General features: G+C 70.3%; 13 protein-coding genes. 1 reads left to right on the top strand and 12 read right to left on the bottom strand.

The window, feature by feature from the left end; all coding sequences use genetic code 11:
* Together ACFWY9_RS29365 and ACFWY9_RS29360 are read right to left on the bottom strand one after the other, a co-directional pair.
* Positions 1 to 178 (bottom strand): tautomerase family protein (locus tag ACFWY9_RS29365; RefSeq protein WP_378340411.1); only part of this gene is annotated, 178 nt, incomplete at its 3' end.
* Positions 179 to 236: 58 nt separating this feature from the next.
* Positions 237 to 992, bottom strand: a complete 756-nt coding sequence (locus ACFWY9_RS29360; RefSeq protein ID WP_378323771.1) for an SDR family oxidoreductase — start codon at positions 990 to 992, stop codon at positions 237 to 239.
* Positions 993 to 1,079: 87 nt separating this feature from the next.
* Between ACFWY9_RS29360 and ACFWY9_RS29355 the strand changes: the two genes are divergently transcribed.
* A complete protein-coding gene (locus tag ACFWY9_RS29355; protein ID WP_378323770.1) occupies positions 1,080 to 1,943 on the top strand; it encodes a helix-turn-helix transcriptional regulator in 864 nt (287 codons plus the stop codon).
* 93 nt (positions 1,944 to 2,036) lie between these two features.
* On the opposite strand, the gene ACFWY9_RS29350 is transcribed toward ACFWY9_RS29355, so the two are convergent.
* The 10 genes from ACFWY9_RS29350 to ACFWY9_RS29305 all read right to left on the bottom strand — a co-directional run bounded on the left by ACFWY9_RS29350 (position 2,037) and on the right by ACFWY9_RS29305 (position 13,076).
* On the bottom strand, positions 2,037 to 2,240 hold the full coding sequence (locus ACFWY9_RS29350) for a hypothetical protein (protein WP_378323769.1): 204 nt from the start codon (positions 2,238 to 2,240) through the stop codon (positions 2,037 to 2,039).
* Between the two features lie 95 nt (positions 2,241 to 2,335).
* Positions 2,336 to 3,499 (bottom strand): LysR family transcriptional regulator, encoded by a 1,164-nt coding sequence (locus tag ACFWY9_RS29345; RefSeq protein WP_378323768.1) that lies wholly within the window; start codon positions 3,497 to 3,499, stop codon positions 2,336 to 2,338.
* Positions 3,496 to 4,566 carry a hypothetical protein gene (locus tag ACFWY9_RS29340; protein ID WP_378323767.1) on the bottom strand — a complete coding sequence of 357 codons (1,071 nt, stop codon included), beginning with the start codon at positions 4,564 to 4,566 and terminating at the stop codon, positions 3,496 to 3,498. The genes ACFWY9_RS29345 and ACFWY9_RS29340 overlap by 4 nt, the downstream gene beginning before the upstream one ends.
* 43 nt (positions 4,567 to 4,609) lie before the next feature.
* The gene (locus ACFWY9_RS29335) at positions 4,610 to 6,316 is read right to left on the bottom strand and encodes an ABC transporter substrate-binding protein (RefSeq protein WP_378323766.1); all 1,707 of its coding nucleotides are present in this window, start codon (positions 6,314 to 6,316) and stop codon (positions 4,610 to 4,612) included.
* A complete protein-coding gene (locus ACFWY9_RS29330) occupies positions 6,313 to 7,260 on the bottom strand; it encodes a LysR family transcriptional regulator (RefSeq protein WP_378323765.1) in 948 nt (315 codons plus the stop codon). Before ACFWY9_RS29330 ends, ACFWY9_RS29335 begins: the two co-directional genes overlap by 4 nt.
* Positions 7,253 to 8,269, bottom strand: coding sequence for an ABC transporter ATP-binding protein (locus ACFWY9_RS29325; RefSeq protein ID WP_378323764.1), 1,017 nt, complete (start codon positions 8,267 to 8,269; stop codon positions 7,253 to 7,255). Before ACFWY9_RS29325 ends, ACFWY9_RS29330 begins: the two co-directional genes overlap by 8 nt.
* Positions 8,269 to 9,273, bottom strand: coding sequence for an ABC transporter ATP-binding protein (locus ACFWY9_RS29320; protein ID WP_378323763.1), 1,005 nt, complete (start codon positions 9,271 to 9,273; stop codon positions 8,269 to 8,271). The genes ACFWY9_RS29325 and ACFWY9_RS29320 overlap by 1 nt, the downstream gene beginning before the upstream one ends.
* The gene (locus ACFWY9_RS29315) at positions 9,270 to 10,235 is read right to left on the bottom strand and encodes an ABC transporter permease (RefSeq protein ID WP_378323762.1); all 966 of its coding nucleotides are present in this window, start codon (positions 10,233 to 10,235) and stop codon (positions 9,270 to 9,272) included. The genes ACFWY9_RS29320 and ACFWY9_RS29315 overlap by 4 nt, the downstream gene beginning before the upstream one ends.
* Positions 10,232 to 11,296, bottom strand: a complete 1,065-nt coding sequence (locus ACFWY9_RS29310) for an ABC transporter permease (protein ID WP_378323761.1) — start codon at positions 11,294 to 11,296, stop codon at positions 10,232 to 10,234. The genes ACFWY9_RS29315 and ACFWY9_RS29310 overlap by 4 nt, the downstream gene beginning before the upstream one ends.
* Before the next feature lie 214 nt (positions 11,297 to 11,510).
* A complete protein-coding gene (locus ACFWY9_RS29305; RefSeq protein WP_378340406.1) occupies positions 11,511 to 13,076 on the bottom strand; it encodes a protease pro-enzyme activation domain-containing protein in 1,566 nt (521 codons plus the stop codon).
* Between the last annotated feature and the right edge of the window lie 329 nt (positions 13,077 to 13,405).

Genomic DNA, 13,405 nt, shown 5'->3' with positions numbered 1-13,405 from the left:
GGTTCGGGCCGCCGGGGCTCCTGCGGTTTGGGTTTATCTTTCCGAGGAACACCGGGGGGGTGGTTGGTGCGCTGGCGCGGTAGCGGCCGGCGACCGCGTCCGTCACCGCGTCCTGCAGCTTCTTCTTGGACTCGGCGGTCAGCGTGCCGGCGGGCACCTTGAGGTTGGCGAAGGGCATGATGGATTCCTCTCTTGCCGGGGTCGTGCCTGTCGGTTCGGAGCGCGGCGGCCGGGTATCAGGCCATGCCGCCGTTCGCGCGCAGCGTCTGCCCGTTGACCCAATGGCCGGCCGGGCCGGCCAGGAAGGCGACGACGTTCGCGATGTCCCCGGGGGTGCCGAGGCGCTCCAGCGGCGGTGTTTTCGCGAGCGCGTCGACCTGCTCCGGGGTTTTGCCGTCCAGGAACAGCTCGGTGGCGGTCGGGCCGGGTGCGACGGTGTTGACGGTGACGTCGCGCCCGCGCAGCTCGCGGGCCAGGATCAGCGTGAGGCCCTCGATCGCGGCCTTGCTGGCGGCGTAAGCGCCGTAGGTGGGGAACTGCGTACCGACGATCGTGGTGGAGAACCCGACGAAGGAGCCGCCGGGGCGCAGGCGCCGGGCGGCCTGCTGGGCCACCACGAAGGTGCCGCGGATGTTGGTGCGGTGTACCGCGTCGAGCACGCTGAGATCGAGGTCCGCGATCGTGGAGAGCGCCAGCCGCCCGGCGGAGTTCACGACGACGTCGACGCCGCCGAACTCGGCTTCGGTGCGATCGAAGAGCGCGGCCACCGCGGTCTCGTCGGCGACGTCGGCCTTGACCGCGATGGCTGTGCCGCCCGCCGCCGTGATCGCGGCGACCGTCGCGTCGGCGGCGGCGGTGTTGCCGGCGTAGTTCACGGCCACGGCCAGTCCGTCGGCGGCGAGCTTCTCGGAGACGGCGCGGCCGATGCCGCGGGAGCCGCCGGTCACGATGGCGACCCGTCGGGTCGCGGGAGTGGTGTCGGTAGTGATCATGACGACCACGATGCGCGTTCCCGTCGCGGTCAGCCAGGGGATGTCATCCCCTGTGTCGCGTGGCCCGGTCGGGCGCACACTGGACGCATGCCTTCCCCCAAGTACGTCGAGCTGGGTGTCTTCCTGCGTTCCCGGCGCGAGCGCATCCGCCCCGAGGACGTCGGCCTGGCGGCCGGGCCACGGCGGCGGGTCGTCGGGCTGCGCCGTGAGGAGGTCGCCCAGCTGGCCGGTGCTTCGGTCGACTACTACAACGAGCTCGAACGTGGCGCGGGCTCGCAGCCCTCGGAACAGATGCTCGCCGCGCTCGCGCGCGCCCTGCGGCTCACCCACGACGAGCGCGACCATCTCTTTCATCTCGCCGATCGCCCCGTCCCGGTGCGGACCGGGGCCGCTGCGCACGTCCACCCCGGCATGCTGGACCTGCTCACCCGGCTGACGTCGACGCCCGCTCAGGTCATCACCGACCTGCACGTGACCCTCGTCCAGAACCCGCTCGCCGTCGCGCTGCTCGGCGACCAGTCCGGTCACCGCGGCAGGCGTGCCAGCTTCGTCTACCGCTGGTTCACCGAGCCCGAAGCCCGGCGCCTGTATCCGGAGGAGGACCACCCGGCGCAGTCCCGCGCCTTCGCCGCCGACCTGCGCGCCGCCGCGGCTCGCCGCGACGCCAAGGACACCGAGGCCGGCACGATGATCGACGAACTGGTGGGGCGCTCGGCCGAGTTCGCCGACCTCTGGGCCGAGCACGACGTCGCCTTCCGCAGGGACGACCGCAAACGCCTCGTCCATCCGACGCTCGGCCTGATCGAAGTCAACTGCCTCAACCTGTTCAGCGAGGACGGCCGCCAGCGCCTGCTCTGGTTCACCCCGGCGCTCGGCACCGAAAGCGCCGACGCCCTCGACCTGCTCGCCGTCGTCGGTACCCAGCGGATCGACACGGACGAGAGAAGCTGAAGGCCGGGGGACGGCGTCGTCCACAGAGGATTGATCCGCCACGGGCGCTGCGGTGCTTGGCGTGCCGACACCCCTTCTGTTCCGCGCTCGTGTTCATTGCCCGGAACCGTCGTCGTCACGGATGAAGGGCAGCCCGTTTTCGATGGTCGCCGCGTCGAAGTGCCGGAGGAAGTGCGCGCGAACGGAACGCGCGTGCACGGGCAGCGCCGATTCGTAGGTTCGCCGTTCCACGTCGGTGAGGGAGATCGTCATCAGGCGGCCGCGCCCTGCGGCTGCCCGGTCGACGAAGCCTCGCATCCGCATCCTCGCGAGCTGATGCGACAACCGGGTCGCGGTCCAGCCGACGAGTTCCCCCAGCCGCTTCCGCCGCGGCCTCCGCGGGCCTGCCCGAGCTACTCCTCGCGGCACTCCAGCAGATCTACGACCGCGCCGCGGACGCCGGTCTCGGTGATCGTGACCTGGCCGCGGTCCGTGCGGTTTTCGTGCGTTGACGCGGATCGGCCGGTAGCGGGCAGCCTGCCCGGCTGGTCGATCGGCGGCAGGATGTCGGCCGGGCTGGCGCACACCGCACGGATCACGTCGGCGACCCGCAGCAGCGGGCCGAGCCGGGGGTGATGCGGTGGCCAGGCGATGCCGATCTCCCTCGGCGCGACGATTTCACTGAGCGAGAACCGCACCACATCGGGGTGCCGCTGGCCCAGAGCCAGTTGCGGCACGATCGAATAGCCGACGTCCGCTGCGACAAGTGGTTCGACGACGTGGATCTTGTCGGTGTCGAACACCCAGTTCGGCTCGACGCCCTGCCGGCGAAGCTCGGCGGCGACCTCGTACTTTTCGCTGGTGAGGCACACCATGGGCAGGCCGCGCAGGTCCACCGGTCGTAGCCGGGGCAGCGACGCCAGCGGCGATCGCCTCGGCGCCAGCAGGATGAACGGGTCGTCGAACAGTTCGAGGCCGTGCGCCCGGCCGCTCTGCAGGGGGAAGATGACGAACGCGAGGTCGATTTCCCCGAACCGCAGCAGTTCCTGCAGCCGGACGTCGTCATCGACCTCGACCAGTTTGACCCGGCACGGCACGCGGTGCGCGTTGATCGCGGCCAGCACCAGCGGCATCACCCGCACGGCGACACTGGAGAACACGCCGATCCGGACGGCAGGCTCCTTGCCGTCCCGGAGATCCTCGATCTGTCGGGTCGCGGTGCGCAGGATGACCTGGACCTGTTCGGCGGCGTTGACCAGGGTGGTGCCGGCCTCGGTCAGCCGCACCTGCCGCTGTCCGGACACCCGGCGTACCAGCACGACGCCGAGCCGTCGCTCGATCGAGGCGATCCGCTGGCTCACCGCGGGCTGGGTGCAGCCGAGTGTCGCCGCGGCGGCCGCGAAGGAGCCTTCGTTGGCCACCGCGTAGAGCGCCTCGAGCTGCAACAGCGTCAGCCGGCTGTCGTCCGACCAGATGGCGTCCAGCAGCACGCGGCCGGGCTCGTTCCGTCGTGCCACCCCGGTCACGGTGCCGGCGCGGGACGAGCAGGCCACTCCCGTCCGTGCTCTGGTGCTCATTCCGCCCCTCCCGCCAGGCAGAACGCGGTGACGAGGTCGATCGTGCCGATCAGGTCGGCGAGATCGGCCACCTCGCCGGCACTGTGCATGTGCCGGATCGGCAGAGCGACGACACCACAGCGGATCCCGGCCCCGACGGCCGCCATCGCGTCGGCGTCGGACCCGCTTTCGCCGCCGTAGGCTTCGATCGTGTAAGGGATTTCGAGGTCTTCGGCCAGCGTGCGCAGGGCGCGCGCGACACGTTCGTCGGTGACGGCACCGCGCCCGATCACCGGGCCGGACCCGAGCCGGTGCTCGCCTGTCCTGCGCTCGATCCCCGCCACTGGAACGTCGCTGGCGAACGTGGTGTCCACCGCGAGCGCGAAATCCGGTTCGATCGCGTGCACCGCGCCCATCGCGCCGTGATAGCTGGTTTCCTCGCGCACGCTCGCCACCGCGACCACCTCCGCGGTGACCGACGCGGCCGCCGCCGCGCGTGCCACTTCCAGGACGGCCAGCGCGCCGAGCCGGTTGTCCAGCGCCGGCGCGGCGATCCGGCCGTTCCGCAGGTCTGCCGGAGCGGCGCCGAGTACCACCGGGTCACCGACCGAGATCACCGCTTCCGCGTCGCTCCGGCCGGTGGCGCCGATGTCGATCCACGCACCCTCGATCTTCGGCGACGAGTTTCCGTCGTTCAGGTGCGGCGGCGCCGTGCCGATCACACCCGGCACCTTGCCACTTTCGGTGAGTACCGCGACATGCTGGCCGTAAAGGATCGCGGCGTCCCAGCACCCGATGCCGACCACCCAAAGCCTGCCCGCCTCGTCGATATGACTGACACTGAGCCCTATTTCGTCGATGTGCCCGATCAGGGTGATCCGGGGAGTGCCGCCCGGGTTCACCACCGCGTGCCCGCTGCCGAGCGGATCGATGCGTACCTTCGCGAACTCCGCGGCGAGCTCGACCCAGGCACGCACCGGTTCGGCTTCGTAGCCGGACGGCCCGCGCGTCGTGAGCAGTGTTCCGAGGCGCCTGCGCAACTCGGCGGCTTCGGGTGCGTGGAGCGGTGAATCGCCAGGTTTCGCCATGTCAAGGACTCCTAGGGATTCTCGGGATCGGTGCCGCTTCCGGTCAGCGCAGCCACGCGACACCCGGCAAGAACCCGAACTGGGCGCTGAACTGGTAGTTGCCGAGCCGGGCCGATACGAAATTGACCCACTTCGGCACGTACATCGAGACCCAGGGCGCCTGATCGGTAACCTCGCGGTCCACTCGGGCCCACAGCGCGTTCGCCGCCTCCGGATCGGTGTTGCCGAGCCGCAGCGCCTCCGCCATCTTCTCGTCGATGGCCGGATCGCAGAAGCCGCCGATGTTCGGGCTCGCGTCCGAGTTGGGCGTGAACGCGGAGCACGAGGTCAGCACGTTCAGGAAATCGCTCGCCGCCGGATAGTCCTGGGACCAGTCGGACAAGGCGACTTCGACCCGGTTTCCGGAGTTCTGGACGAACGGGTACTGCAGGCCTTCGTCGATGGGTTTGAGTGTCGCGTGATAGCCCAGCCTGGTCAACAGCGTCTGCATGTATTCGCCCATGGCGATGTGCATCCGGTTGTTCCCCGGCACCACCGACACCGAGGCGCCCGCGGTGCCGGACTCGGCGACAAGTTGTTTCGCCTTCGCCATGTCGGGGCCGCGCCACGGTCCGTTCCCGTTCGGCGCCGGATCGATCGTCCACGGACAGTACTGCCGATAACCGGGGATGTTCGGCACCAGCACCTGGCAAGTCGACGTGGCGAGACCCGGACCGCCCGCCTGCAGCACCGCCGAGTTGCGATCGAACGCGTAGTTCAGCGCCTGTCTCGCCTTGAGGTTGTCGAACGGGGGAATCCTGGTGTTCAGCGCCCAGTACCAGACATGGCCGATCTGGTCGAGGTGCAGCTGGTTCGGATGGTCGACGCTGATCTCGTTCACCCGGTCCGGCGGTGGCTGGTCGGTCGCGAAATCGGCCTGGCCGTTGATGACCGCGGTGACCTGATCGGTCGGTTCGAGACCGAACTTCTCCACGATCTGGTCCGGATATCCCTCCGGCGCGGCAAGGGGCGACCAGGAGCGGAAATACGGATTGCGTTTCAGCGTGATGCGATCGGTCGGGTCGTAACTCGCCCAGTAGTACGGTCCTGTTGCCCGGAGCTTGGACACGTCCGAGCCGACGTCGGCGGGCGGGGTGTCCGCGGGCAGGATCGACGCCAGCGGCTGGCCGAGCTGCTCGGGGAATTCGGGATCGGGCTGGAGCAGGGTGAAGGTGATCCGTCTCGTCGCTTCGTCGATGGCGATCCCGGCCGACAGGTCACAGGTTTCCGGCTTGTCGAGGCATTCCTTCGCGCCCGCGATGACATTGAACTGGGAGGACGTCGTCGGGCCGTGCACCCTGAACATCCGCTCGAAGGACGCCTTGACGTCGTTCGGCTGGACTTCGCGGCCGTCACTGAACCGGATTCCGGAGCGGAGGGTGAATGTCCATTTGAGACCGTCGTCGGTGGGTTTCGGGATCTCGGTCGCGAGATCCGGGGCGACGTGCTTGCCGACGTCGGGGCCGGACTTGGTGAACGCGGTGAGACCGTCGTAGGTCGCCGTGAAGAGCGCCCAGGATCCGGTCGAGTAATTGATCATCGGGTCGGCGGTGCCGACATTTCCGTTGGCCAGCAACACTTCCACCCCGCCCTGATGCCCGCGGTCACCGGGGGCGACGGAGGTCATCGACAGCGTGTCGTCCACCGCGCACGCGGCAGTGGAGAGGAGCATCACCGACGCGAGCAGGGGCAGTGCCCGATTCCGCTTCATCGGGCAGGCACCTCCTCGACGTCGACCGGCGGGAGGACCTCCGCCGGCCGGGCACACACCCGCTGGACGATCTCGATGACCCCGCGGACGAACGGCAGCCGGGGGTGGTAGCGCCGCCAGGCGAGTCCGATGGTTCTGGCCGGGACGACACCGGCGAGGGAGATCCGGCGCACGCCAGGGGTCCGGCCGCCGAGGGTGAGCCGGGGCACGGTGCCGTACCCGAGACCGGCCGCGACCATCGCCTCGACGGAGTGATTGGTCTCCATCTCCAGCACCCAGTTCAGTGCGGTACCCACCGATTCCGCCCAGGCCTCCAGCGGATCCCGCTGGCCGCGCAGGCCGATCAACGGCAGCCCGGTGAGCCGGCCGGGGGAGACCGGCTCGGCGCCTGCCGGGACGAGCAGCACGAACGGATCCGTGAGGAGTTCCACGCTGAGCAGGGAAGGGTCCGCGATCGGCAGTTCGACGAAGGCGAGATCGATGTCCCCGTTGCGGGCCAGGCGCGACACCTCCGCCTGCTGGTCCAGCTCCACCAGTTCGATCCGGTAGTCGACCGGCTGGCGCCGGATCGCCGCCATCGCCGGCGGGATGACCCGCTCGCTCGCGCTGGTGAACAAGCCGATCCGGACGGTCGCGTTCAGGCCCCTGCGGATCGTCTCCACCTGGCTGACGGCGGCGGAGAGGATCCCGCCGACCTGGTCGGCGGCGGCGACCAGCGTGTCGCCGGCCTCGGTGAGCGCGACCCCGCGCTGCTGCCGGGATCTTCGCACCAGCACGACACCGAGCCCGCGTTCCAGCGTCGCGACGCGCTGGCTCACCGCCGACTGGGTGCAGCCCAGCGCGGTCGCGGCTCCGGCGAACGAACCGGTCGCCGAGATCGCGATCAGCGCGGCGAGCTGGGGCAGGGTCGGGTGTGTGGACTGATCGGTGCCGGCGCTAGTCATCGGAAGCAGCCTCCGGTCCGGCCGGCGCCGCGGGTACCGCCGGTTCGAGAGGGTGGTGACAGGCGACGTCGTGGTCCGCGTTTTCGTTGCTCAGTGCCGGTTCCGTGGTGCGGCACAGGTCGGTGGCGCGGGGGCAGCGGGGGTGGAACCGGCAGCCGCCCGGCGGGTCGAGCGGGCTCGGCACGTCCCCGGTCAGCGTGGTCTCCCGCCAGCGCGCGCCTGCCGCCGGGTCGGGGATGGGCACCGAGGTCAGCAGCGCCGCGGTGTACGGATGCCTTGGCGCGGCGTAGATCTCGCGGACCGGGGCCCGTTCGACGATCCGGCCGAGGTACATCACCGCGACCCGGTCGGAGGTGTGCCGGACGACGCCGAGATCGTGCGCGATGAACACATAGGTGAGGCCGAGACGTTCCTTGAGATCGTCGAACAGGTTCAGGATCTGTGCCTGCACCGAGACATCCAGCGCGGACACCGGCTCGTCCGCGACGACAAGCCGGGGCCGCGGCGCCAGCGCCCGCGCGATCACCGCGCGCTGGCGCTGCCCACCGGACAGTTCGTGCGGGAACCGGTCGGCGAGTTCGGCGGAAAGGCCGGTCAGGGTGAGCAGTTCGGCGACCGCCGCGCGGGTCGCGGGCAGCCGGTGCACCCGCAGCGGTTCCGCGACCGAATCGCCGATCCGGCGGCGCGGGTTCAGGCTGGCGTAGGGATCCTGGAAGATCAGCTGCGCCGAGCGCCGGACCGTGCGCAGTCCGCGCCGGCCTGCCTGGCTGATTTCCGCGCCGTCGAAGACGATCGAGCCGCTGTCCGGCCGGTACAGCCGGACGAGGCAGCGTCCGAGGGTCGACTTGCCACAGCCGGATTCCCCGACGAGGCCGAGCGTTTCCCCGCGCCGCACGGAAAGCGAGACCCCGTCGACGGCCCGCAGCCTGCCGCGCCCGCCCAGCAGGCCGCGGCGGACGGGGAACCACTTGGTCAGGTCGGTGGTGCGCAGGAGTTCGGGCTCGGGCATCAGGCCGTCCCCTTTCCGTCCTGGAGCGGCGCGTGCCGCAGCAGACAGGCGTCGAAGTGCTCGGGAGGGTCCGGCCCGGCCGCCGGCAGCAGCACCGGCCGGTGGCGCACGCACACGTCCTCGGCGTCGCGGCAGCGCGGCGCGAACGCGCAGCCCGGCCCGATCTCGGCCGCAGGCGGCGGCAAACCCTCGATGGAGGGCAGCCGGGCGGGCCGGGGCACGTCCAGCCGGGGAATCGAGCCGAGCAGCCCGATCGTGTAAGGATGCCTTGGCGTGGCGAACAGTTCCGCGGTCGGTGCCCGCTCCACGATCCGGCCGGCGTACATCACCTGCACCCTCGACGCGATTCCGGCGAGCACGCCGAGATCGTGCGTGATCAGGATGACGCTGGTGCCGGTGCGGGCGCTGAGGTCCCGGATGATGCGCAGGATCTGGGCCTGCACCGAGACGTCCAGCGCGGTGGTCGGCTCGTCGGCGATCAGGATGTCGGGTTCGCAGGACAGGGCCATCGCGATCATCACCCGCTGCCGCATGCCCCCGGAGAACTGGTGCGGATAGTCGCGGGCGCGGGTTTCCGGGCCGGGAACACCGACCAGATCCAGCAGCTCGACCGCGCGCCGCCGTGCCGCTCGCGCGCCGATCCGCTGGTGCCGCAGGATTTGCTCGGCGATCTGCCAGCCGACCCGGTACACCGGATTCAGCGAGGTCATCGGGTCCTGGAAGATCATCGCGATCCGGCTGCCGCGATAGTCGCGCATCCGGTTTCCTGGCAGGGCGAGCAGATCCCGGCCGTCGAACAGCACCCGGCCGGTGACGATCGCGCGCGTGTCGCGGATCAGGCCGAGCACGGCGAGCATGGTGATCGACTTCCCGGAGCCGGATTCGCCGACGACGCCGAGGGTTTCGCCGGCCGACAGCTCGAACGACACGTCGTCGACCACCCGTACCGGGCCGTTCGGACCGTGGAACTCCACGGTCAGCCCGTCCACCACCAAGGTTGTCATCGCACTCGGATCCTCGGGTCCAGCGCCGCGTAGCCGATGTCGACCAGCAGGTTCACGAGCACCACGGCGAACGCCCCGTACAGCGTCACCGCCATCAGCACCGGCAGGTCGAAACGGCTGAGCGAGTGATAGGTCAGGTTACCGACTCCGGGCAGGCCGAACACCTGCTCGGTGAGCACCGCGGCCCCGCCGAGCATGGCCCCGACGTCGAGACCGAACAGGCTGACGAACGGGATGAGCGAGTTCCGCAGCACATGCCGGAGCAGGACCCGGGACTCGGAAAGTCCCTTCGCCCGCGCGGTCAGCACGAAATCGGACCCGTCGACCTCGATCAGGTCGGCCCGCAGCACCCGCGCGTACAGCCCGGCCATGCCGATGGCCAGCGTGATCCACGGGAACAGCAGCTGCTCGAACCATTTCACCGGATTCACCGTGATCGGCGTGTAGCCGAGTTCCGGCAGCCAGCCGAACAGGCTGTGGTGCAGTGTGCTCTGGGTGAGCAGGTTGACGATGCCGCCGAGCCAGTACACCGGAAGCGAAATCCCGATCAGGCCGAGGCCCATCAGCAGCGGGTCCAGCGCCCGGCCGCGGAAGACCGCGGCGAGGGTGCCCGCGCCGAGCGCGAGCAGCAGCCAGATCACGGCGGCTCCGCCGACGAGGGACAGGGTGACCGGAATCGTCTTGGCCACCCGGGAGAGCACCGGGCCGCGATCGGTGTAGGAGACCAGATCCCGGTCGATGACCAGCCGCTTCATCATGGCGAAGTACTGCACCGGCAGGGGCTTGTCCAGGCCGAAGTCGGCCCGGATCTGGGCGATCACCTGAGGAGACGCCTGTTTGCCGGCGATCTGCTTCGCCGGGTCGACGCCCGGTGTCTTGAAGAAGATCAGGAACACCAGGACGCTCACCGCGATCAGCACACCGGCCGCGGCGATCAGCCGGCGCACGAGATAGCCGATCACCGGGCACGCGCCCGCAGTTCGGCCTTGGGGTCGAAGGCGTCCCGGATCGCGTCCCCGAGCACGTTGAGCACGCACACGGTGAGGGCGAGCAGCGCGCCGGGCACGATCGCCATCAGCGGACGGTTGCGCAGCAGCTGCGTGCCGTCCTCGATGATCGTGCCCCAGCTGGCGGCGGGCGGGCGCACGCCGATGCCGAGGAACGACAGGCCCGATTCCAGCAGCATCGCGGTCGCCACCATCAGCGGGAACAGCACGATCACCCGGGAGAGCACGTTCGGCAGGATCTCCCGGCGGATGATCCGGCCGTGCCCGGCGCCGTAGGACGTCGCCGCGTGGACGTAGTCCGCGGCGCGCACGGACAGCACCGCGCCACGCACCGGCCTGGCGACATAAGGCACGTACACCACACCGATGATCAGGATCGGCAGCGCGAGACTGCCGGAGCCGACCCGGACGAAGCCGAGGCTGATACCGGAGGTGAAGCTGATGGCGGAGATCGAGATCGCCAGGAGCAGCACCGGGAACGCCCACACGACGTCCAGTGCCCTGGACAGCACGCCGTCGACGAGGCCACCGGCGTACCCGGCGAGCAGGCCGACCACCAGACCGCCGGCGCAGGCGACCAGCCCGGCGAGCAGGCCGATCACGAGGGTGTTGCGGCCGCCGTGGAGAATCCGGGCGGCGACGTCCCGTCCGTCACTGTCCGCGCCGAGCAGGAAGTGCGCCTGCCAGGTCGGTCCGATCGGCAGCACACCGACGCCTCGTGACGCCGGTTGCAGCAGCGGCACGGTGGTCCCGTCGTCGAGCACGGTGCTGCCGACCGGGTTGGCCACGAACGGATCGGTGCCGGAGACGAGGTCGGCGTACAGGGGCGCGAGCAGGCACAGCACCACGATCACGACCAGGATCGCCGCCGACACCACCACCCGGGGACTGCGGCGCAGAGCACGCCAGCCCCGTCTCCATGGCCCGCCGCCGGGCGCTTCGCCGCCGATGCCGAGCGGCCCCGGTTCCGCCCGCGGGACGGCAGCTGCCGGCCGCGCCTGGTGAGGCTTGGTCACCTGGCCCCCCTCGTGTCCACCGTCCTGTCGGCAGAAACTAGAGAAGGTTCCCGTTTTCCGGCAAGAAGACCGGCATCGTGTTCGATAAGGCCGGCTAATAGCCTGTCCGTTATGTTCCCGCTCGGGGGGAATCGGTCGCGCGCCGGATCCACGAGTCCACAAAGGACACTTTCAGCGCCGTGGCGTGGTCGAGCCGGGTTTGCGCCATCCGGGGTTATTTGCCGGTGAGCGTGTGGAGTAACGCGGTCGCGTCCGGTGTGCCGAGCCCGGTGCACGCGTCCCACCCCGGACCGGCCGAGTAGGCGCCGTTGCCGCCGCTGGTGATGTCCCGGAATCCCTGCTGTGGCTTGCCGGCCTGGACACCTTGGTACAGCCGCGTGTGGATCAGCCCGAACCCGCGGTTCGCGGCCTGCGCGAGGCGGCAGATCAGCGCGGCCCACAGTGGTGCCACCGCACTGGTACCGCCCACCACGGAACGTTTACCGTCCACCAGGATCTGGTACCCGGTGGCGGGATCCGCGTTGCCCGCCACGTCGGGCACACCCCGGCCGGTGCCGCCGCCCGCCCGTGCGGGAATCCCGGCGGAGGCCTGGAACGGCGGTACGGGGAACGCGTCGCTCACGCCGCCACCCGTCGCGCCTCCGCTGGGTTCGTTCCACACCGTTTCCGAGGTGATCTTCCCGTCGGGCCCGGCTTCGAGGCGGGTGCCGCCGCAGGCGAGCGCGTGCGGGCTGGCCGCGGGGAAGTCCACGTGTGCCTTGCCGTCGTTCTGGCCGTCGCCGCTGCCGTTGTCGCCGCTGGCCACGCACACGGTGACGCCGAGCGCGGCCGCGTCGGTGAAGACCTGGTCCATCGCGGCGCGGGCCTGCGCCGTCCACTGGTCCTCCGACTGGCCCCAGCTGATGCTGACGGCGGCCGGGGTGGGTGTCGCGTGGACGGCGGTGGAGACCGCGTCGAGGAAGCCCCGGTCGGTGTTCGGCGCGAAGTACACCAGCTGGGTGGCCTTGGGGGCCAGCGCGCCCGCGACCTCGATGTCGAGCAGGACCTCGCCGTCCGCCGAGGACGGATCGCCCGTCGGCGCGTTCTTGGCCCCGTCGACCTCGACCGCGCGGATCGTCGGCGAGGGGATCTTCAGGCCACGGAAGAAAGTGTCCACATCGGACTGCCGGAACCCGCCGCCGAGTTCGATGATCGCGAGCGTCTGCCCGGTACCGTCCATATCGGACGGGAAACCGTAGATCGTGCCGAGTTGCTCCGGTGAGTACGCGTGGGCCGCCGCGGGAGCGTCGTGGAGCCGGAACTGGGCCCGCGCCTGCGGCCGGGTGTCGAGGCCCAGCACCGCGACGATGACGTCCGAAAGCGACGAAGGTACCCGGAGTTCGCCCGAGCGGGCGAGATGTTCGACGGGGTCGCCGCCGAACGGCCCGGTGCTGCGCACCCGCGTCAGGCTCGCCCCGAACGCGGTGCCCAGCGTCTCGGCGGAACCGGTCACGGTCATCCGGCGGGAGCCCGCGTGCACCTCCTCGACGGTCAGCCCGGCGGATTCCAGTGCCTCCCGCGCCTGGCGGACGTCCTCGTCGCTCGCGCCGTAGCGGGCGGTGAGTTCTTCCGGGGAAACGGTTTCCGGCCCGGTCACCAGCTCGCGGTCGAGATCGGCGCGCCTGCGCAGGAGAACCGTCACGGTGATCCGCTCGGCCGGATCAGCGGGTCCGACGGTTTCGGCGGACGCCAGTTCGGCGCGCAGGCTTCCGGGGAGCGGCGTGAAATCGGCGGAGGTCATCTTCGCATGGTCGCGCACCGGCGGTGGGCGCGCCACGCTCGCCCCCTGATGAGAGCAACAGGAATCGTGTCGAGCACCGGCACCGTGATACCGCCTCGCCGCACCGAAAGAGATGCGCGTTCTGCCGGGGGCGGGAATTCTCCCCGGATGCACGAATGGGCAAGTCCGTGTGCGTGACCGTTGTCGGCAGCCCTCACCTGGTCGCCGGAATCGTGGGGAAAACGGGTGAAGCCTGACGTCGCGAACCCGCCCGAGGCGACGCTTATCGTCACCAACTGAACTATAGCGACACCGCCCCGCCACCAGAGTGATAAGACCACAAACAAGGA

It is taken from the genome of Amycolatopsis sp. NPDC059027 (assembly GCF_042739735.1).
In the GTDB taxonomy this organism is placed as follows: Bacteria; Actinomycetota; Actinomycetes; order Mycobacteriales; family Pseudonocardiaceae; genus Amycolatopsis.
The sequence above is the reverse complement of the archived record's forward strand: the minus strand, read 5'-3'. Positions and strand labels throughout refer to the sequence as shown.